This window comes from Flavobacterium sp. CECT 9288 (genome assembly GCF_918731615.1).
Lineage (GTDB): Bacteria > Bacteroidota > Bacteroidia > Flavobacteriales > Flavobacteriaceae > Flavobacterium.
In genome coordinates, this window is record NZ_OU957226.1 from 3,459,861 (window position 1) to 3,480,277 (window position 20,417).

The window sequence follows — 20,417 nt, forward strand, 5'->3', positions numbered from 1 at the left end:
TTTTTTATTTTTTAATAATTTTTATAAATTGAGGAGTACCAAGCTCTACTTTAGTCATATAAATCCCAGCTGGTTGATCGTCTAATGAGAGTTGTACTTTTCCATCTCCAACACTGTATTTTTTGTTGGAGATCAATTTACCTTCTAAAGTAAAAATACTAATACTAACTTCCTTGTTTGTTGTTGGTATTTCTATTTCAAAAGCTCCTGAAGTTGGATTTGGAAATGCAGAAAATGTTCCCTCTAGTGTTGCAATTTCTTTTGCAAAAATTCCTTCACAGGCTTTGGCTGTTTTTACTTCCAGTAAACCACTTGTTTTTGCATCTAAAGTAAAAGAAGTAGCATTGGTTTCAAATTGTTCCACTCCGTTCAAGAAAACTGTATAAGGTGCCGTTCCTGTAGCAATTTCAACCGCAATTTTTTCTGTTACCTTACTTAATCTTCCTGTTATAGTTGCCCCTTTAGGAATATTGATAGTAAAGATTTGCTCAAAGTTTTCACCAGGAATAGTAATGGTTACTTTATAAGTTCCAGGTGCTAGATTGTTTACTTTTAAACTGTTATTGGTAAATGTATATGGAGTTGCATTTATTGTTGCTCTATAGCCATAAGCTGCTGTTGCAGTAATGTTTATTTCGCCATTGTTTGTATTAAGGCAAGTTTCACCTTTTGATTCAATAGCAAAATTGTTTGAAGGTAATGATAATGCAATACATTCTACGCTATTAAATCCAGCCGTTGCATCTTTCCTTGTTGACCAATTTGTATTAGCATAGGCGACATCATCAACCAGTATACAGTATAAGTTTCTATTATTACTTAAAGCAATATTATCCTTAATTAGTAAACTATTTTTACCATTTTTTAGGTTTAAAGATTGAAGATTATTGTTAAAACAATTAAATTTTGTTAAAGCTATATTTTTAGAAACGTCCAGAGAGGTTATCTTATTATTACTGCAATCTAATGTTGTCAAAGCTAAATTTTTAGAAGTATCTAAAGCAGTTATTTGATTGATGCTGCAATTTAAAAAAACTAAAGAAACAAAATCTTGTATTCCTGTCAAATCAGTAATCGAGCTTGTAGAAACGTTAAGTGCTGTTACATTCTCTATACTTGCAGTTAACACTTTTCCGTTTTTTCCATCAGTATCAATGCCTAATGCAATTAATTTATCCTCAAATTTTGAATCTGGAATCAAAGTGGAGTAGGCACAATCTGAACTATAATTTGCCGAGGCATCTTTGTAGAAAGCCCAGTTCGCGTTTGAATAGGTAGCATCATCTACTTGAATACAACTTAATTCTGGATTATTGGTAAAATTTTTAATACTTGGTCCATTAGTAAGTTTATTGCTGCCGTTTTTTAAATTTAAGGAAACCAGTTTATTGTTTTGACACAAAATTTGAGTTACGTTTTTTAGCATTGAGAAGTCCAATGTTTTGATTAAATTGTCATTGCACTGAATATCTCTAAGTTTCGTATTATAAACTATTTTCAATACTGATATTTTGTTATTTGCAATATTTAAACTTTCTAGATTGTGATTGTATTTTAGATCTATCTTAGTTAATTGATTGTTGTTACAGCTTAAACTTTGTAAAGAAGTAAAGTCTTCAATTCCTGTTAAATCTGTTATTCCTGCATTGGATACATCCAACGAAGTTACAGTAGCGATGTTAGCGGTAAGTACTTTTCCGTTTTTTCCATCAGTATCAAAACCTAATGCTATTAACTCCTCTTCAAACTTAGGATCAGCAATGATGGTATATGAAGTGCAGTTCGTACCGAAACTAGTATTTGAATCTTTGTATGTTATCCAATTTGTATTCGAATAATCAACATTATCTACTTCAATACAGCTCAATTCAGGATTATTTAGGAAACCTGAATACCTTAATATAGTATTATTTCCGTTCTTTAAATTTAAACTTTTAAGTTGGTTACCTCCACAAAATAATTGTTGTAATTTGGTATTTTTTGAAACATCTAAATTTTTTATTTGATTTGCGCTACAGCTTATATTTGTCAATAATAGATTCTTAGAGACATCTAATCGCGTTATTTTGTTTTGGTCACAAGAAAAATTTCTTAACAAAATATTTTTTGATATATCAATAGTTGTTAATTGATTTTTATCAACTTCTAAATAATTTAGGAGAGTATTATTCGATACGTTTAAGTCCTTTAAATAATTTTCAGCACATTCTAAATATTCTAATTTAGTGTTTTTTGAAAGATCTAAGGTTTGTATTTTGTTCTGTTGACAATATAGTTTTTCTAATAACAAATTTTTAGAAACATCTATAGATTCAAAATTTCCTTTTCCTGAATCCCCTACATTTATTGGAAATTTAGATATGGCTAAAAAGCGTAAAGCTGTATTTTTGGTTACATCTAAATTTGACATTAGGTTAGCGCTACAGTCCAAGTTTTCTAGTAAAATATTTCTTGTAACATCCAAACTTGTTAACTTGTTACTAAAGCAATGCAAGTAAATTAATTTCAAATTATTCGAAACATTTAAATTTGATATTTGGTTTCTCTCACAATACAAAAACTGTAATTCAGCAAAATCTTGAATTCCTGTTAAATCTGTTATGTTGCTATCTGCAATATTTAATGAGGTTAAAGAAGTTATGCTTTGAGTAGCCACTTTGCCATTTTTACCGTCTTTATCAATCCCTAGTGCGATCAGTTTATCTTCAAATTTAGCATCTGGAATTAACGTGTAAATAGTACAATCTAAACTAAAACTTGCTGTAGCATCTTTGGTTGTGTTCCATTTTTCAGCAGCAGCAATATCAGCTACCTGTATACAAGTTAAACTTGAATTATTAGCACAATTTAAAATTGCTATCGTGGTGTTTTTGGATAGATCTAATTTTTTCAATTGATTTCCAGAACAATTTAAAGTAGTCAAAGCTTTAAACCCTTCGATGCCTTTTAAATCTAAAATACCACTATTAGTAACGTCTAATGTAGTTATAGTTGCAATACTTGAACTTAAGACTACACCATTTTTACCATCAGTGTCAATGCCTAAAGCAATGAGTTTGTCTTCAAATTTAGCATCAGGTATTAGTGTTGTTAAGCTACAATCATAAGGTGAGAAAAAAGCAAAAGTATCTTTTTTACTCGCCCAATTGGTGTTGGCGTAGGCAACATCGTCTACCACAATACAGTTTAGATTTGGGTTACTAGTAAGATTTATATTTATGTTATTTAGTAAAGTATTTTTACCATTTTTGAGATTCAAACTAGTTAACTGGTTATTTTTACAATCTAGTCTAGATAAAGCCACATTTTTAGAAATATCTAGTGTAGTTAATTTGTTACTATGACAATATAGGGTATTTAAATCCACATTTTTAGAAAGATCAAGTGTAGTAAATTTGTTAGTATGACAATATAAGGTATTTAAAGCCAAATTTCTAGAAAGGTCTATTGTGGTTAACAAATTATTATTACATGCAAAATAAGTTAGAGCTATATTCTTTGAAATGTCTAATGTGAGTAATTTATTGTTGTCACACCCTAATGAATTGATATTTAAATTATTTGATAGATCTAGTGTTGTTAATTGATTATAATTACAAAATAAATTTTTTAAATTAATATGTTTTGATACATCTATTGATGATAATTTATTAAATCCGCAACTTAATGAAGTCAACATCAAGTTTGCAGAAATGTCTAGAACTGTTAGTAGGTTGTCAGAGCAATTCAATTCAGTTAGTCCTGTGTTTTGAGAAACATCAATTGTAGTAATATTATTAAAGAAACAATTTAATTTAGTTAAATTTTTATTTTTAGTTACATCAATAGCAGTGAAAAGGTTTACACTACAATCTAAATCGGTTAAAACTATATTTTTTGAAAGATCTAAAATTGTTAGTTTGTTATAACCAAAATCTAAAACTTTTAATGCTAGATTTTTTGAAACGTCTAATTTTGTCAATAATCCATTTCCGCCACTACCCAAAGAACTATTACCTCTACATTTTAATGTTTCTAAAGAAACAAAATCCTCAATACCAGTTAAATCTGCTATGGTAGTTGCGTCAAGAGTGAGTGATGTTACAGCCTTTACATTTGAAGTCAACACCTTGCCATCAGGAGTACCTGAATCGTAACCTAATGCAATTAATTTTTTCTCAAAATTTACATCAGGGATTAAAGTATAGGCAGCACCAATTGTCGCCACATCAACCACAGAAACATTGTCAACTAAAATTTCTGAGTTCAGGGTACCGGTTGTCCAGATATCTACTTCAATAGATTCACTAACGGTGGGAGTGTAGTCAAATTCTATTTTTCTCCACTCGGTACTTGAAGTTACCGCATCTGTTTTTTTGGCAATTTCTGTTTTAAAAGTACCTGGTTGGTGATACAAACTTAGGTCAATGGCCGAGAAAGTTCCCGTAACGAGTTTGTGATACATCGTAATGCGATACGTTTTACCAGCTACAACCGGAAAAAATTCACTGTTGATGAAGTTAAAGGTACCGCTAGTAATTTGCATTTTGGTACTCGAGCTACCATTTTGAGCAGATGAACTTTGGAATACTAATCCGCTAAAAGATCTGAACCAATTATTTGGTTGTGAGGAGGATGTCCAGTTTTCGAAGTTTCCATTGGGCACCAAATTAGTTTGGGCTTGCAAGGTAATTGTCAAAAACATAAACAGCAAAAGTAATTTTGTTTTCATAAAATATATACTGTTGATTTTTACTACAATAGTATGATATTTTTTTAAAACTTTTTGAACTTTTTATCAAATACTAAATTATGGTCGATTTATAAGCGATTCTCTCTTCAATTTTCAAGAGCAGTTATATTTCTAGCTTTATAAATGTGCGATGTAAACACATTCTGCTTTGTTTTCTGCGCTTATTCTCAGTTGGGAATAACCATATATTTATTTTAGACCTAACAGGTTTTTAAAACCTGTTAGGTGTTGTGAATTTGAAATCTACCACTACTTGAATTGTATCCGTTGTTGGCAATAGTTACAAATAAGAGCCATTGGGAAAATTAAAAACAAAAAAGCAACAATTTTACTTGTTGCTTTTTTGTTTTTACTTGTATTATTTGACTTTGATTGTGGGCACGGAATACAATTCCGCCTTTACTTTGTATTAGATAAAAAACACTAAATTTATTCAAAGGAAAACAGAGGTGAACTAACAAATCCGCTAAGTATGACTTATATCGCGCATTAGTCCTCTGTCTTCTCCTTGAATCCCGTTGAATTGCTTCAAATAGAATGATAGACATCGAGGTCTAATAAAGGCTCTAAAGAAGTTCAACATTTTGTTTATCCTAAATTCAAAGTTATGAAAAACTATTTATTTTATGTAGGTATTGACATTTCAAAATCGAAATTGGATGTAGTTATTTTAGAAAAACAGTCTCCCAATGTATCTAATCATTTCATTGTAGAGAATAATTTAAAAGGAATAAAGGAAATTTTAAAAAACTTAATAAAACAGAAAGTTGATTTGACTACTGTTTTATTTTGTTGCGAAAACACAGGCGTTTATACATTTCCTTTGAGTAGTCATTTATCTGATGAAAAACTGGATTACTGGATTGTTCCTGCCATAGAAATTAAGCGTTCTAAAGGTATTTCAAGAGGTAAAAATGATAAAGCAGACGCAAAGGATATTGCTTTATATAGTATTCGAAATATTGACAAACTTAAACTTTCAACATTACCCGAAACTGCAATTCAGCAACTAAAATTACTTTATACTGAACGAGAAAAAGTGATGAAATCCTTTAAGATTTTTGAAGCGACAAAAGAGAATATTGATTTTATGCCAAAACAAGTTTACAAATCAATTTCAGGAATAAATAATAAAACTGTAAAGTTTCTAAAAACGACATTAAAAGCGATTGAAAAAGAAATGAAAGCAATAATTTCAACTGAAATTGAATTAAAAAAACAATTTGAGTTACTAAAAAGTGTTCCTGGTGTTGGAGACAAAACAGCAATCTATATGCTAATTGCTACAAGAGCATTTACGGCTTTTGATAATGCTAGAAAATTTGCTTGTTATGCTGGAACCGCCCCTTTTGAATATAGTTCGGGTTCGAGTATTAAAGGACGAACCAAAGTGAATCATATGGCAGATAAAAAGATGAAATCAATATTACAAATGTGTGCTATAGTGGCAGTGAAACATGACCCACAGCTCAAAGAGTATTATGAACGAAAAAAAGGAGAAGGTAAAAATGCGATGCTAGTTTTAAACAATGTAAAATGTAAAATTATTGGTCGCGTTTTTTCTGTAATTAACAGACAAACTCCATACATAAACACATATAAATTTGCCTGTTAATTTTTAAAACATCACTTGTTTTTTATCATAGAATGCGCTATCGGGTATCGGGAAAAATATAAATGCTACAGGAAAGATTAAATTATTTACAGAAAGAGCCCCCTGTTCAAGCTGTAGTAATGTAATTGAGCTTTTCTCAAAAAAGTATCCAAAAATTGAGGTAGAAGTAATTCATAATAACGGTGTTTTATTAACAGATTTTTAAATGGGAAATTGGAAATATTATCAGCTTATAGTTACGTTTTATAAAGCTTTATTCGGTTCAATTGAACAGGGTATCCCGATTAAAGATGCTACACATCGAGTATTTGAAGACTTTTGGTTTTTTCCAGAAGAAGAAAATATACTCAGTAACTTAGTAAGTTTAGTTCAATATATAACTGTCTTGTTTTCATTTGATAAAACTATCAGTATTAAATTGATTAACTTATTTAACCAACAAGTTGAAAAACTCAATTTGATTAATCTTAAAGAAAAATTAAGTGCTGATGAAATAGAACATTTAGAAGAAACAATTGATAAAATAAAATTTAAAATAAATAAGATGAATAATAGTATGTAAGATAACTTCGCGTGCGAGCGAGCCCCAGCTGCACGAAGTATTAACAAAAAACGTACTTAAAAACTGCGGGCTGCTGCGCGAATGTCTCTGACTTCACGCCTACTCCAATACCCTAATGTAAATACAGTAACGCAAAAAATAATTTCCTACAATTATATAAAGACTTCGACCTAACAGGTTTTAAAAACTCAATCGCGCATTCTATGATAAAAAACAAGTGATGTTTTAAAAATTAACAGGCAAATTTATATGTGTTTATGTATGGAGTTTGTCTGTTAATTACAGAAAAAACGCGACCAATAATTTTACATTTTACATTGTTTAAAACTAGCATCGCATTTTTACCTTCTCCTTTTTTTCGTTCATAATACTCTTTGAGCTGTGGGTCATGTTTCACTGCCACTATAGCACACATTTGTAATATTGATTTCATCTTTTTATCTGCCATATGATTCACTTTGGTTCGTCCTTTAATACTCGAACCCGAACTATATTCAAAAGGGGCGGTTCCAGCATAACAAGCAAATTTTCTAGCATTATCAAAAGCCGTAAATGCTCTTGTAGCAATTAGCATATAGATTGCTGTTTTGTCTCCAACACCAGGAACACTTTTTAGTAACTCAAATTGTTTTTTTAATTCAATTTCAGTTGAAATTATTGCTTTCATTTCTTTTTCAATCGCTTTTAATGTCGTTTTTAGAAACTTTACAGTTTTATTATTTATTCCTGAAATTGATTTGTAAACTTGTTTTGGCATAAAATCAATATTCTCTTTTGTCGCTTCAAAAATCTTAAAGGATTTCATCACTTTTTCTCGTTCAGTATAAAGTAATTTTAGTTGCTGAATTGCAGTTTCGGGTAATGTTGAAAGTTTAAGTTTGTCAATATTTCGAATACTATATAAAGCAATATCCTTTGCGTCTGCTTTATCATTTTTACCTCTTGAAATACCTTTAGAACGCTTAATTTCTATGGCAGGAACAATCCAGTAATCCAGTTTTTCATCAGATAAATGACTACTCAAAGGAAATGTATAAACGCCTGTGTTTTCGCAACAAAATAAAACAGTAGTCAAATCAACTTTCTGTTTTATTAAGTTTTTTAAAATTTCCTTTATTCCTTTTAAATTATTCTCTACAATGAAATGATTAGATACATTGGGAGACTGTTTTTCTAAAATAACTACATCCAATTTCGATTTTGAAATGTCAATACCTACATAAAATAAATAGTTTTTCATAACTTTGAATTTAGGATAAACAAAATGTTGAACTTCTTTAGAGCCTTTATTAGACCTCGATGTCTATCATTCTATTTGAAGCAATTCAACGGGATTCAAGGAGAAGACAGAGGACTAATGCGCGATATAAGTCATACTTAGCGGATTTGTTAGTTCACCTCTGTTTTCCTTTGAATAAATTTAGTGTTTTTTATCTAATACAAAGTAAAGGCGGATTTGCAATCCGTGCCCATAACAATGAGCCACAAACATAATCCGTACCCAGCTGCTCGAAGTATTCTAAAAAAACGTTCTTAAAAACTGCGAGCTGATGCGAGAATGTCTCTGACTTTGCGCCATTATATATTGTATTGCAACGCAGATTCGCAGATTAAAAATTACTATAATCTGCGAATCTGCGGTTATTTTAAAAAGGTAATTATATTTCGAATCCTAGTTTTTCGCGCACTTTGGCTAGTACACCATTGGCCACAGCCGAAGCTTTTTGAGCACCTATTTTTAAAAGTGCATCTACTTCGTTAAGATTGCTCATGTAGTAGTTGTATTTTTCTCTTTCGGTTTTAAAGGTTTCGCAAATCAATTCAAACAAGGCTTGCTTTGCGTGACCGTAACCGTAATTGCCGCCTAGATAATTAGCACGCATTGCTGCTAATTGTTCTTCTGTTGCCAATAAAGCATAAATAGCAAATGCATTACACGTATCTGGATTTTTAGGATCTTCTAGTGGTGTACTATCGGTTTCAATACTCATGACTTGTTTGCGTAAGGCTTTGTCATCCAGAAATATATTGATAATGTTGTTGGCTGATTTACTCATTTTTCCACCATTAGTTCCTGGAATCAACATGCTGTCTTCTTGAATTTTGGCTTCAGGAAGCACAAAGGTTTCGCCCATTTGGTGATTAAATCTTGAAGCTACATCACGAGTGATTTCAAGGTGTTGCAACTGGTCTTTTCCTACAGGTACAAACTCGGCATCATACAATAAAATATCAGCGGCCATAAGCATAGGGTAGGAGAACAGTCCTGCATTGACATCATCTAGCCTGTCTGACTTGTCTTTGAAAGAGTGTGCCAAAGTCAAACGCTGGAACGGAAAAAAGCAGCTCAAGTACCAAGACAATTCTGCCGTTTGTGGCACATCTGATTGTCTGTAAAATACCACTTTTTCTACATTTAATCCGCAAGCCAGCCAAGCTGCTGCTGTGCTGTAGGTATTGGTTCGTAGTGTTGTTCCGTCTTTTATTTGAGTAACCGAATGCAAATCAGCAATGAACAAAAAAGATTCATTTTCGGGTTTGTTTGAGAGTGCTATTGCGGGTATAATTGCGCCTAGAAGATTTCCTAAATGTGGTGTCCCTGTACTTTGAACCCCGGTAAGTATTTTTGCCATTATGATTTTAACTTTTCCCGCAAAGTTCGCAAAGTTTTTTATTTATTACCGCAAAATTGTAAATTTTAAAATAAGGAGCCCCGATTGTTATTTGCTTATTTTTTGAAAAGAAATAAACGATTCGGTTTCATAAATCAGCATTTTTTGCAAAATAGATTTACATAGAAAACTTTGTTTTAATTTTTGAATAAAAAAACACAAGGTTTCCATGGAGCGTTTTACCATCTGATTTCTTACTTTTGGAGCTATGAAAGCAATCAAAATTATTTTTTGGGTACTGTGGCGTGTTTGGTTTTATGTTCTAATGGCACTACCCATTCTGGTCATGTTTCCCTTTTTAGTATTGTCTATCGTGTCAGAGCGCGGATATCCTTACTTTTTTAAGATGGCTCGTATTTGGGCCAAGTGTATCCTATTTGGTATGGGTTTTTATTATAAAATTGATGAAGACCAGGCTTTAATTCCTCACAAGAGTTATATGCTAGTGGCCAATCATACTTCTATGACTGACATTATGCTGATGCTTGCTATTACCAAGAACCCGTTTGTTTTTGTTGGTAAAAAAGAACTTTCTAAGATTCCCTTATTTGGTTTTTTCTACAAAAGAACGTGTATTCTTGTAGATAGAAATTCATCAAAAAGTAGGTTAGAAGTTTTTGATAGAGCTCAAAAAAGGATTCAACAAGGATTAAGCATTTGTATTTTTCCCGAAGGCGGTGTCCCTGATGATGAATCTATTGTATTGGATGCTTTCAAAGACGGTGCTTTTAGACTGGCAGTAGATCACGGACTACCTATTGTGCCTATTACGTTACCTGATAATAAAAAACGATTTTCATTTACTTTTTTGAGTGGTAGTCCAGGTTTAATGCGTGTTAAAATTCACCATCACGTTCCCACTACAGCTGTTGATGGTGTAGATCGAAAAGAAATTCGGGATCAAGTGCGTTCCACCATTTACCATCAGTTGTTGTTATTTGCAGCAGGATCTTCTAAAACTCATAACTAATTCCGGTATATACTCCCATTACCATCGGCTTAAAGTTACTGCTGTTGTTTGTAAAAGTATTTATTTGGTACTTGAGCATGGGCTCTAAACTGAGTTGAAATGATTTTATGAGTTTGTAGCGTACTCCAAAGCCAAAATTAGTACTAAAGTGTACCGAATTTAAATTGGTTGCGCTACCAAGGGTTCCATTGAACCCTTCAGATTCCAATCTCACTTCATTATCCTTTAAAAGTAATGTACTAACACCTGCAATGAGATGTATTCCTATTTTTTTATCAATTACTGCATAGGACATTTCAAACGGAATTTCAAAATAATTCATCTGTTGGTTTAGTGCTCCTACATTGTTTTTTTGTAAGTTTTTCTCAAAACTAGATAGGGTAGTAGCGCCATTGTTGTTAGTAATTTCAATGGATGAAGAATTCCTGAAGTTAATGTTTGATACGGTATTATTTCTTAGTCCTGCTGTATAGGACACATTGTTTGTATTGTACCCTAAGGCTAACCTGTTTATACCACTGCGCAGGCTCATTTTTTGGTTCAAAGCATAGTGTATACCAATCCCATAACTTGATGAGTTGTCATTCGTTTTTTTATTTTGAGCCAGTTGAGGATCCAGTGCAGATCCGCTGCTGTTTGTGTTTAAATATACGGCTGCAACAGTAGGTGTTATTTTCCATTTGTTACCCTTTGTTGGGTTAGATTCTGGAGTTGTATTTTTATTTTTTAAAATTTCTTCCAAAGTGTTTATGGCAGCGCTCACTTCTTTATTTGTAACGGCTTGCGTCTTATTAAACATTTCAGTGTCAGTAATTTGTTTCTTTGATTGCGCATTTTGTACGGCTATGATATCTTTTGCAACGACACTGTTATCTTGTTGTTGTGCTAATGCTAACCCTTCTGAATCTTTTATAGCGTTATCACTTACCGATGTATTATTTTTTTGGATATGAACGAGATAATCCTTTTTATTCTTCTTTTGGTTCGAATTGATTTTAGGTCCAGTAACTCGTATAGTTTCTTTTTCATAATTCGTTTGGTTTGGTTGTTGGTTAGTCACTACTTGTTGCGGCTCCTTATCAATGAGGTTTGGTTTGGTGATGAACTTCTTTTTTTGGAGCGTTTCTTTTTCTCTAGCTTTTGATTGGTTTACAATCTTTATTTCAGGTTTTGAACCCGCATATTGTGTTTTTTGAACTAGCAATAACCCTACCAATAATGAGGCCGCAATTCCACTTATTTTAAGCCAAAACGGTAAAACCTTTCGTCTTTTCTTTTTTTTGCGTAAACTTAGTTCAATAGCTTCCCACACCTGTGGCTCAGGTTGGACTTCAAAATCCTTAAATTGTTCTTGAAAATACCGGTCAATATTTTTTTTATCGTGCATTGTATTTTGTTCTAGTAGGGTTACCGGTATAAGAATTTATTTTTTCTCTCAAAATCATTCGGGCTCGGGCCAAATTTGATTTAGTTGTGCCCGTAGTGATATTGAGTATTTCGGCAATTTCCTTGTGTGAATAGCCGTCTAGTACATATAGACTAAATACTAAACGGTATTGATCAGGTAATTCTTGTACCATTTTGAGTAGCGTTTCCAGTGCTATGGGTTCATCATCAATTGTAATTTCTTCTTCAGCTAAGTCGGTATCCACAATATTCAAAAACCGTATGTCTTTAAATTTTTGTAAGGCATTGTTAATCATAACTCTTTTGGCCCAACCTTCAAAAGAGCCCTTGTTACTAAATTGATTTATTTTATTCAAGATGAGTATAAAACCATCATGCAAATTGTCTTGTGCATCTGAATAACTCTTAGAATATTTGAGGCAGATTCCAAAAAGTTTTTTTGCAAACAGTCCATACAGCTCCTCTTGTGCTTTTGGACAGTTTTTTTTACAGTTTGCAATGATTTGATCTAACCCCACAATTTGTTGTTCTATTTAGTTGTCTACTTTAATTTCTTTTTCTTCAAATATAGACACCCCATTAGCGTCTTTGCCTTTGTAAAATTTAAAAATATACGAACCCGTATTGGTTACATAAAATTGAAACGAAACTTCTGATATTGGAGGTAAAGCTTGGTTACAAATTTGATCCTTATCTACTACAGTTTGTATGCCAATGGTTCTTACGTTGAGGTTTTTATCGTAGTAAATCCCTTGATATCCATGGCAACTAGTTGGTTTTTGATATTTGAGTGTAATGGTGTAGGTTTCTCCTAGCTTAAAAGAGGCAGGAACTTCATAACTAGCTACAGGCAATACTTCATAACTGTAATTTGGGTAATCATTGTCAGGGCTACAAGAAAGGAATGAGGCCCATAATAGTGTTAAAGCAATAATTTTTTTCATCTTTTTACATTTTTAGAATTTGACACTTATTTCAAAGGCTTGGGTTGAATTGTAGTTTCGGCCCAAACATTTGTTTTTTTAAATAGAGGTATCTTTGATAAAAAGGTTGCGTTTAAAGCAAAAAAAACCCGAAAAAATCGGGTTTTTAAAAAATTATTCTCCAGCTAATTCTTTAATTCTAGCTTTAATTTTAAGTTCTAGCTCATCGGCTAGTTCTGGATTGTCTTTAATTAAGGTTTTAACAGCATCCCGACCTTGACCTAATTTGGTTTCGCCGTAACTAAACCAAGAACCTGCTTTTTTAATTATTTCAAATTCTACTGCTAAGTCTAATATCTCACCTGTTTTTGAAATTCCTTCGCCATACATGATGTCAAATTCGGCTACTTTAAATGGCGGTGCCACTTTGTTTTTAACTACTTTTACTTTGGTTCTGTTTCCTAAAACATTATCACCATCCTTTATTTGTGTAGAACGACGAATGTCTAATCGTACAGATGCATAAAATTTCAAGGCATTACCACCCGTTGTAGTTTCTGGATTACCAAACATAACTCCGATTTTTTCTCTCAACTGGTTGATAAAAAATACTGTACAATTTGTTTTGCTTATGGTTCCAGTTAATTTTCTTAAAGCTTGTGACATTAATCTAGCGTGCAATCCCATTTTAGAATCACCCATTTCTCCTTCAATTTCACTTTTTGGTGTCAAGGCAGCTACGGAGTCAATTACTACAATATCAATAGCACCTGAGCGAATTAAATTTTCAGCAATTTCTAAGGCTTGTTCTCCGTTATCAGGTTGAGATATGATTAGGTTTTCAATATCTACTCCTAATTTTTCTGCATAATTTCTATCAAATGCGTGCTCTGCATCTATAAATGCTGCAATTCCTCCTGCCTTTTGAGCTTCGGCAATAGCGTGCAACGTTAAAGTTGTTTTACCTGATGATTCTGGTCCGTAGATTTCAATGATTCTTCCTTTCGGATATCCATTTACGCCAAGAGCTAAATCAACTCCCAAAGATCCCGAAGAAATTACTTCTACTTCTTCAATGGCTTTATCTCCCATTTTCATTACAGTACCTTTTCCGTAGGTCTTGTCTAGTTTGTCAAGCGTAAGTTGTAACGCTTTTAATTTAGATTCTTTTTCTGTACTCATCTTCTCTTTTACCTTTTCTTTCATCTATTTTTGTTTGTAACGCTATGAATTTAAGTGGTGTACCTTGGCAGCCACAATTTGATTATTGCAATTGATATATTGTTCTTGTAAAAATACTTCTTTTTCAATTACAATTTTTCCTTTCGATAAAAATTTGAAATCTATTTTCTAATTTATCGTTATTAGGTAAACAAAGCCTTTAATTCTGTGGCATCATGCGGATTCATTTTTCCAGCCAAAACTAAGCTCAATTGTTTGCGTCTAAGTGCTGCTTCAAAACGTTGTTTTTCTAGTTCTGTTTCGGGAACAATTTGAGGAACTTCTACAGGTCGACCAGTGTCATCTACTGCAACAAAGGTATAGATGGCTTCGTTTGCTTTGGTTTTATTTCCAGATTCTCTATCCTCTACCCAAATATCAATATATATTTCCATAGAACTTTTAAAAGCTCTAGAAACTTTTGCTTCAACAGTAACTACGCTCCCTAGCGGAATTGCTCTATTAAACGCAACATGATTTACAGATGCGGTAACTACAATTCGGCGTGAATGTCTTCTTGCGGCTATACTGGCAGCACGATCCATTCTTGCCAGCAATTCTCCTCCAAAAAGGTTGTTCAAGGGATTGGTTTCACTAGGTAATACAAGATCGGTGAGTGTTGTTAAAGACTCAGATGGATTTTTTGGTGTCATATATAAAAGTTCTTATTTCAAAACAAATGGATTAATTCAATAAATAAACGGCAAAAATTGCGGGCATAAAATAAATTACAATAGTTCTTGCGCCGTCATAATCCTTGGCTAAACGCTGCCCAAAAAGAAGCATTAACAAAGTGATACAGGCAAAAACGGCACCGTAAAACCCAAATATTTTTCCGCCATTAATGAACATTTCAATACAACCTACTACACTTAATATTCCCGTAATTAGTTCCAGAACAAGAACGTTCAGTAAAGCTAGTGGTACTTGATTTTTAAGTGGTGTGGCAGCAAAATGTCCTTTAAGCCATTCCACATTGTCTTTCCAATAAAATAGTTTGTCATAACTGGATTGTAAAAAGGTAATAGCCAAAAAAATTAAAATTAAAATTGAAGTAGTGTTGTTCATAGGTTTTATTTTTTATGGATTAATCGTGTTAGTTTTATAGACAAGTCGGTTAGGATAATTTTGGCATTTCCATTTCTTTCAATGTGATACATGGCATCTGATAGTTCTTTATAAATGTCAAAAATGTTATTTCCGTTAACAAAAGGAGCAAAATTCTCTAGTTTGAATTTCTCAACTTTAGTTTCTATGTAAACAAGAGATGGTGTTTGATAGTTAAGCAACAACGCTTGTCGAAACATTTCAATACAAAACTGTAAAAATTCCTTTTGGGTTTCTCTACCCAAAACGGCTATTTGTTCACTCCATTGTATCAAATCTTGAATGGCTGCTGCATTTCCTTTTGCCCTAAAGGCTGCTCTTACCCAGTCAACAAACCATTTTTCAAAAAAATCGGTTTCTCTATTGGGTTGCAACAATTGCTGGGCTTTATTATAATTTCCTTGGGCTTGATGTGCTATTTTTTGCGCTGTTGCGGAATCAACTTCCCATTCTTTCTCTAAGGCTTGGGCTATTGTAGACTCACTCAAACCATTAAAATGCAATACTTGACAGCGGGATCTAATGGTTTGTATAATATCTTCTTCGTTTTCAGAAATTAAAATAAACACTGTCTTATCACTAGGTTCTTCTAATAATTTCAACAATTTATTAGAGGCCGGTATGTTCAGCTTATCAGCCATCCATACAATCATGATTTTGTAACCTCCTTCAAATGATTTTAAAGCTAGTGATTTCAAAATCTCTTGTGCATCTTCAACTCTAATTTCCCCTTGTTTGTTTTTTACGTCTAATATTTGGTACCAGTCAAACAAGCTTCCATAAGGTTTTTTTTCTATGAATTCCCTCCATTCCGTAATAAAATCTAAGCTTTTGGGTTTTCCTTTTATGGCATCGGTGCTAACTGTGGGGTAAATAAAATGCAAATCAGGGTGTGCAAATTTCTCAAATTTGATGTTACAAGCTGCATTAGTTCCCTCGTTTTCACCTTGTGTGTTATTACAAATAATGTATTGTGCATAAGCTAAAGCCATGGGTAATGTCCCAGATCCCTCAGGCCCAACAAACAGTTGCGCGTGTGGAATCCTTCCCAAACTAGCATTTTTTGTCAAGTGATCTTTAATGTGCTCTTGCCCTAATATATCTGAAAATTGCATGAAGCAAAGATAATAGAAAATGATTGAGACATAAATTTTTCAATTTTTAATTTTAAAAAAGAGTGGTCTTTATTCTTTTACATTATATAATGCCTACTTCACTTTGTATTTTTTGGTTTTCTAAATCCAGAAAGTTATTGTTATGATATATGTTTTTCAAAATTACTTTTTAACAAGTGCGGAAACATTTTTTATTTTTTGAACATGAACACTACCAAATGAATTGTAAATAAAGGATGTTAATATTTTTTAAATTTTAAGAAATTTTTTTTTATTTAACATTTATGGGAGCTGACACGAGTTTTTAACTTTTTTTTAATTTATTTTTAGGGTTTTATATTTTTTGGCATTCATTTTGTAATATGCTTTGTAACATGTATTTGTACTTTCATATTTTATTTTAAAAGGGAAGCACAAGTTGAAAAGCTAAGAAGCAACTAAAGATTTTTTTTAAAAAAACGTAATAATTAAGCAACTTTTATTACTTTTAAGAATCATATAGGTATAAATACGTGGTTACAGGCGTTTTGATTTGTTTTTAATACGGTATGGATTGTTAAAAAATGTTAAATTTACCCTAAATGCACTTGAGTTTTGAACGAAAATTAGCAAACTCCACATTATTTGTAATGTTTCTAATTAAAAAAAACCAATAAAACAAAGGCATTGGGAACTTATTAACCAAAAATTGTTAACAATTCAACACCAAAACCAAAATAAAAATAAAAACGTATGTTGTTTTAAGTTTAATTGTTTAGATTTGTTACCTTAAATAAATTTTTTTAATATAATATTATGAAAGCGAAAGTTATTGTTTTAAGTTTTTTTTTAATGTCGACGGGTGCTGCCTTTTCACAAGCGAAAGTTGTAGAAAGAAGCATAATTAGTAAAGATGCTTCCATAAGAACATTTCACGATTTAGATCAATTGAAATCGATGCAAAAAGGAGAGTTAATTGAACTTTACACAGAACGTGTTAGAGTGCTTGTTAAAATATTGCCAAACATCGCTTTAGCAAAACTACCTGGAGTAACCATTTCTGATTTAGGAATTCCTAATGATGCAGTAAATAAAAAAGCATTAGAAGATGTAGCTCAAGGAACACAAGATTTTTTAACTGTTTCTACTGATTTCCAAAAGAAAATGTTGCCTTATGCCGATAAAAATACGTTAGTTGCTGCTATATTGTTTTTTGAAACCACAATGAAATCATTGCATGAATTTGAAGGATTGTAATAAATACTTTCTTTCCTATTCAAATTTATAATAATAATTAAATTTTAATCCCATGAAAAATTTCCCCAAAATTTTAACAATTTTTCTATTGGTAATCTCAGCTGCTCACGCTCAGCAAGAAAAAGGAATTATTGGCCTTAATAACTGGTTGAATAACTGGACCGAGTTTAAGCCGAACAAAGTAGACTACGGAGAAGCCAATCAAATATTAGCAGTTAACATAACTGCAAATACTAAATTGTACAAGAAAAATGTTTATTTGCTTCAAGGTAATGTGTATGTGACTAACAACGCCGTGCTTACTATTGAACCTGGAACCAAAATTATTGGTGACTTTGATACCAAAGGAACTTTAATAATTACAAAAGGGGCTAGTATCATTGCAGATGGTCTAGAAACAGATCCTATTGTATTTACTTCTAATCGCAGTTTGAGAAAAGCTGGAGATTGGGGTGGTATAGTAATATTAGGTGATGCTCCTTTAAATAAATTTGGAGGTGTTGCTTCTGTAAATACTGGTAGTAACACAGATTTTATCCCAACTTTAACATCTTACGGTGGTAATAATCCTGCTGCTAATTCTGGTATTATGAGATACGTTCGTATTGAGTTTGCTGGATCAAAGCTTTCAACAGGTGGAGGAAATTTAAATTCTCTATTTTTGGCAGGTGTTGGAAACAAAACCATCCTACAAAATATAATGATTAGTTTCTCTGGAGGGAATTCATTTGAAATCTTTGGTGGTGATACTAATTTATCTCAAGTTGTTTCATACAAGTCTAGTAATGATGATTACCGTTTTAATTATGGTGCTCAAAGTAACTTGACAAACTCTCTTGCCATTCGTTCTTCTTTTTTATCAAGTAAAAATGGTTCAAGATGTTTAGATATTGCTTCTTACAATAAGAAAGAAGAGGTAGATTTCGCTAAAAAACAGACTTTGGTGGTAGCCACTAATTTAACTCTTGTGAACAACAGCGCTAATATTAATGCTGATATTGAATCAGGTTTAGTTAAAGAGGCCGTTTATATTGCTGAAAATGCTTCACTTAACTGTAAGCGTACTGTAATTTCTGGTTTCAAACCGGCAGTTTTATTGGATAGTAAAATTCAATTGAATGATGAGAACTTAGCTAGAATTAAGTTAGAATCTATGTACTTTAATAACTGTAAAGGAAACATCTTTATTGTTGACAACTCTAATAATGAAGATTTAGAGTCTTTTTACGGTCAAACGAATCTTTTTAATTACTTTTCTCCAAACAGTAATAACGCAGAGACTTTTATTGACTTTGCCAATGAAAAAAGACCGGATTTCCGTTTACAATTATCTAAAATTACAGCATCTAATTAAGGATGCTGTAATGTTATAGCTGTCATGTTGATGCAAAACTAATTATGAAATGTAGACGCCCCCCTACTATTTTTAAAGCCTATCAATTTTTATTTTTATTGCTGTTTTTATTAGCAGTTAATTCCTTACACGCACAATTCACTATAAACAAGCCTTCGCTTGGTTTTACCCAAATATGTGCAAACAGTAATTTTAATACTTTTGAGGTTAGTTTTTCATTCAATCCTCCGGGATCATTAAGCGCCTCAAATCAATTTATACTAGAGCTGTCCGATGGAGTGGGAAGTTTTTCCACTCCAATAGCTCTTAGTTTCACAGAGAAACCAAATTCTGCCACACTCTCCTCAAGAACTTTTATTTTTGCTGTTCCAACCACAACGGGAGGTGAAAATTTCAGAATTAGAGTACGCAGTACTGCTCCTGCAGCAACTAGTCCTAGTTCTAACGCATTCGCGGCTTATTACAAGTTACAAGACACCCAATTTTCTATCAATAATTTCAATGAAAGCGCCACGTATTGTAGAGGTGGTTCGTATGTATTGACTATTGACAATCCGGGAACGGGAACTAATGATTCCCCTTTAAAATATCCATCACTAACATTTAAATGGTTCAAAGAACCAAGTTTAGTGCCTATAGCCACAACACCTAGCCTTACAGTTACATCACCAGGAAGGTATTATGTTGAAACAAATTATGGTACATGTACTTCTGATTCTTTTTCTAACAGAGTTACGGTTGGAGAAGCTGCGGGTACAGTAGCAACGGTTACGTCAAGCAAAGGAAATCCATTTTGTCCGTCAGAAGGGTCAACAACATTAAGTACACAAGCTGGAAATACCTACCAGTGGTTTTTAAACGATGTCGCCATCGTGGGTGCCACTAGCCAAAATTATAGTACCACTACAGCTGGGAATTATACAGTTAGAGTTGATTTTGGAGGCTGTACCTCTACAGGTGCCATCAATCTAGAAAATGTACCTTTTACAAGTTCCTTAAATGTTACAGGAACAACCATTATCAATGAAGGAGAAACTAAGCAAATTGTAGCAACTACATCCGCAAATAATCCTACGTTTGAATGGTTCTTGAATGGTACTTTGATACCTTCAGCCACTACAAATACATTGAATGTAAATCAAGAAGGAAATTATTCTTTAACTATAACACAAACTACCGGTTGCATTTCAAAAAAAGAATTACCATTTGAAATCCGTTTTCCTTTCGTAGATCCTAATGTGGTTTTAATTCCAAATATAATAAGTCCTAATAATGATGGTATCAATGATACTTGGATTATACCACAACAATATATAAGTGGTACAAACACATCGGTGGTGGTCTTGAATGCAAGGGGTGAAATGGTTTTGAATACTACAAATTATCAAAATAATTGGCCAGAAGAGCAACTGGATTTTAAATCTGTGAATCCCATTTATTACTATATCATTACAACACAAGATAATACGATTAAAAAGGGTTCCATCACAGTAATTAGGTAAC

17 protein-coding genes are annotated in these 20,417 nt (G+C 32.5%); 7 read left to right on the forward strand and 10 right to left on the reverse strand.

From position 1 onward, the window contains the following. Positions 1-4 precede the first annotated feature (4 nt). On the reverse strand, positions 5-4,711 hold the full coding sequence (locus tag LQ189_RS15320) for a T9SS type A sorting domain-containing protein (RefSeq protein ID WP_230158376.1): 4,707 nt from the start codon (positions 4,709-4,711) through the stop codon (positions 5-7). Between the two features lie 628 nt (positions 4,712-5,339). Between LQ189_RS15320 and LQ189_RS15325 the strand changes: the two genes are divergently transcribed. Genes LQ189_RS15325 through LQ189_RS15330 form a run of 3 tightly spaced genes read left to right on the forward strand, consistent with a single transcriptional unit; the run spans position 5,340 to position 6,909 of the window. Then, entirely contained in the window at positions 5,340-6,347 is a 1,008-nt protein-coding gene (locus LQ189_RS15325; RefSeq protein WP_230158378.1) for an IS110 family transposase, read from the forward strand. Positions 6,348-6,405: 58 nt separating this feature from the next. Beyond that, positions 6,406-6,552 carry a deaminase domain-containing protein gene (locus tag LQ189_RS16320; RefSeq protein WP_370634898.1) on the forward strand — a complete coding sequence of 49 codons (147 nt, stop codon included), beginning with the start codon at positions 6,406-6,408 and terminating at the stop codon, positions 6,550-6,552. Beyond that, positions 6,553-6,909, forward strand: a complete 357-nt coding sequence (locus LQ189_RS15330) for a hypothetical protein (RefSeq protein WP_230158380.1) — start codon at positions 6,553-6,555, stop codon at positions 6,907-6,909. 232 nt (positions 6,910-7,141) lie between these two features. Here the strand turns inward: LQ189_RS15330 and LQ189_RS15335 are convergent, their stop codons facing one another. Continuing rightward, the gene (locus LQ189_RS15335) at positions 7,142-8,149 is read right to left on the reverse strand and encodes an IS110 family transposase (protein ID WP_230158378.1); all 1,008 of its coding nucleotides are present in this window, start codon (positions 8,147-8,149) and stop codon (positions 7,142-7,144) included. A gap of 418 nt (positions 8,150-8,567) precedes the next feature. Continuing rightward, positions 8,568-9,542, reverse strand: a complete 975-nt coding sequence (gene trpS / locus LQ189_RS15340; protein ID WP_230158381.1) for a tryptophan--tRNA ligase — start codon at positions 9,540-9,542, stop codon at positions 8,568-8,570. A 247-nt stretch (positions 9,543-9,789) separates the two neighbouring features. Between trpS and LQ189_RS15345 the strand changes: the two genes are divergently transcribed. Beyond that, entirely contained in the window at positions 9,790-10,551 is a 762-nt protein-coding gene (locus tag LQ189_RS15345) for a 1-acyl-sn-glycerol-3-phosphate acyltransferase (protein ID WP_230158383.1), read from the forward strand. Here LQ189_RS15345 and LQ189_RS15350 read toward each other — a convergent pair. The 7 genes from LQ189_RS15350 to LQ189_RS15380 all read right to left on the reverse strand — a co-directional run bounded on the left by LQ189_RS15350 (position 10,535) and on the right by LQ189_RS15380 (position 16,324). After that, on the reverse strand, positions 10,535-11,938 hold the full coding sequence (locus LQ189_RS15350; protein ID WP_230158385.1) for a PorT family protein: 1,404 nt from the start codon (positions 11,936-11,938) through the stop codon (positions 10,535-10,537). The genes LQ189_RS15345 and LQ189_RS15350 overlap by 17 nt on opposite strands. Beyond that, positions 11,928-12,476 (reverse strand): RNA polymerase sigma factor, encoded by a 549-nt coding sequence (locus LQ189_RS15355; protein WP_086454885.1) that lies wholly within the window; start codon positions 12,474-12,476, stop codon positions 11,928-11,930. Before LQ189_RS15355 ends, LQ189_RS15350 begins: the two co-directional genes overlap by 11 nt. 15 nt (positions 12,477-12,491) lie before the next feature. Beyond that, entirely contained in the window at positions 12,492-12,902 is a 411-nt protein-coding gene (locus LQ189_RS15360; protein ID WP_230158387.1) for a hypothetical protein, read from the reverse strand. Between the two features lie 153 nt (positions 12,903-13,055). Continuing rightward, positions 13,056-14,063 carry a recombinase RecA gene (gene recA, locus LQ189_RS15365; protein ID WP_086454890.1) on the reverse strand — a complete coding sequence of 336 codons (1,008 nt, stop codon included), beginning with the start codon at positions 14,061-14,063 and terminating at the stop codon, positions 13,056-13,058. Between the two features lie 182 nt (positions 14,064-14,245). Continuing rightward, positions 14,246-14,755 carry an acyl-CoA thioesterase gene (locus LQ189_RS15370; protein WP_086454887.1) on the reverse strand — a complete coding sequence of 170 codons (510 nt, stop codon included), beginning with the start codon at positions 14,753-14,755 and terminating at the stop codon, positions 14,246-14,248. A 31-nt stretch (positions 14,756-14,786) separates the two neighbouring features. Next, positions 14,787-15,170 carry a DoxX family protein gene (locus LQ189_RS15375; RefSeq protein ID WP_086454888.1) on the reverse strand — a complete coding sequence of 128 codons (384 nt, stop codon included), beginning with the start codon at positions 15,168-15,170 and terminating at the stop codon, positions 14,787-14,789. A 5-nt stretch (positions 15,171-15,175) separates the two neighbouring features. Further along, on the reverse strand, positions 15,176-16,324 hold the full coding sequence (locus LQ189_RS15380; RefSeq protein WP_230158389.1) for a DNA polymerase III subunit delta': 1,149 nt from the start codon (positions 16,322-16,324) through the stop codon (positions 15,176-15,178). A gap of 795 nt (positions 16,325-17,119) precedes the next feature. Between LQ189_RS15380 and LQ189_RS15385 the strand changes: the two genes are divergently transcribed. The 3 genes from LQ189_RS15385 to LQ189_RS15395 are packed head-to-tail and all read left to right on the forward strand — an operon-like array spanning position 17,120 to position 20,416. Continuing rightward, on the forward strand, positions 17,120-17,560 hold the full coding sequence (locus LQ189_RS15385; RefSeq protein ID WP_230158391.1) for a hypothetical protein: 441 nt from the start codon (positions 17,120-17,122) through the stop codon (positions 17,558-17,560). Positions 17,561-17,612: 52 nt separating this feature from the next. Next, positions 17,613-18,914 (forward strand): hypothetical protein, encoded by a 1,302-nt coding sequence (locus tag LQ189_RS15390; protein ID WP_230158393.1) that lies wholly within the window; start codon positions 17,613-17,615, stop codon positions 18,912-18,914. 44 nt (positions 18,915-18,958) lie between these two features. Further along, entirely contained in the window at positions 18,959-20,416 is a 1,458-nt protein-coding gene (locus LQ189_RS15395; RefSeq protein ID WP_230158394.1) for a gliding motility-associated C-terminal domain-containing protein, read from the forward strand. Position 20,417 lies beyond the last annotated feature (1 nt).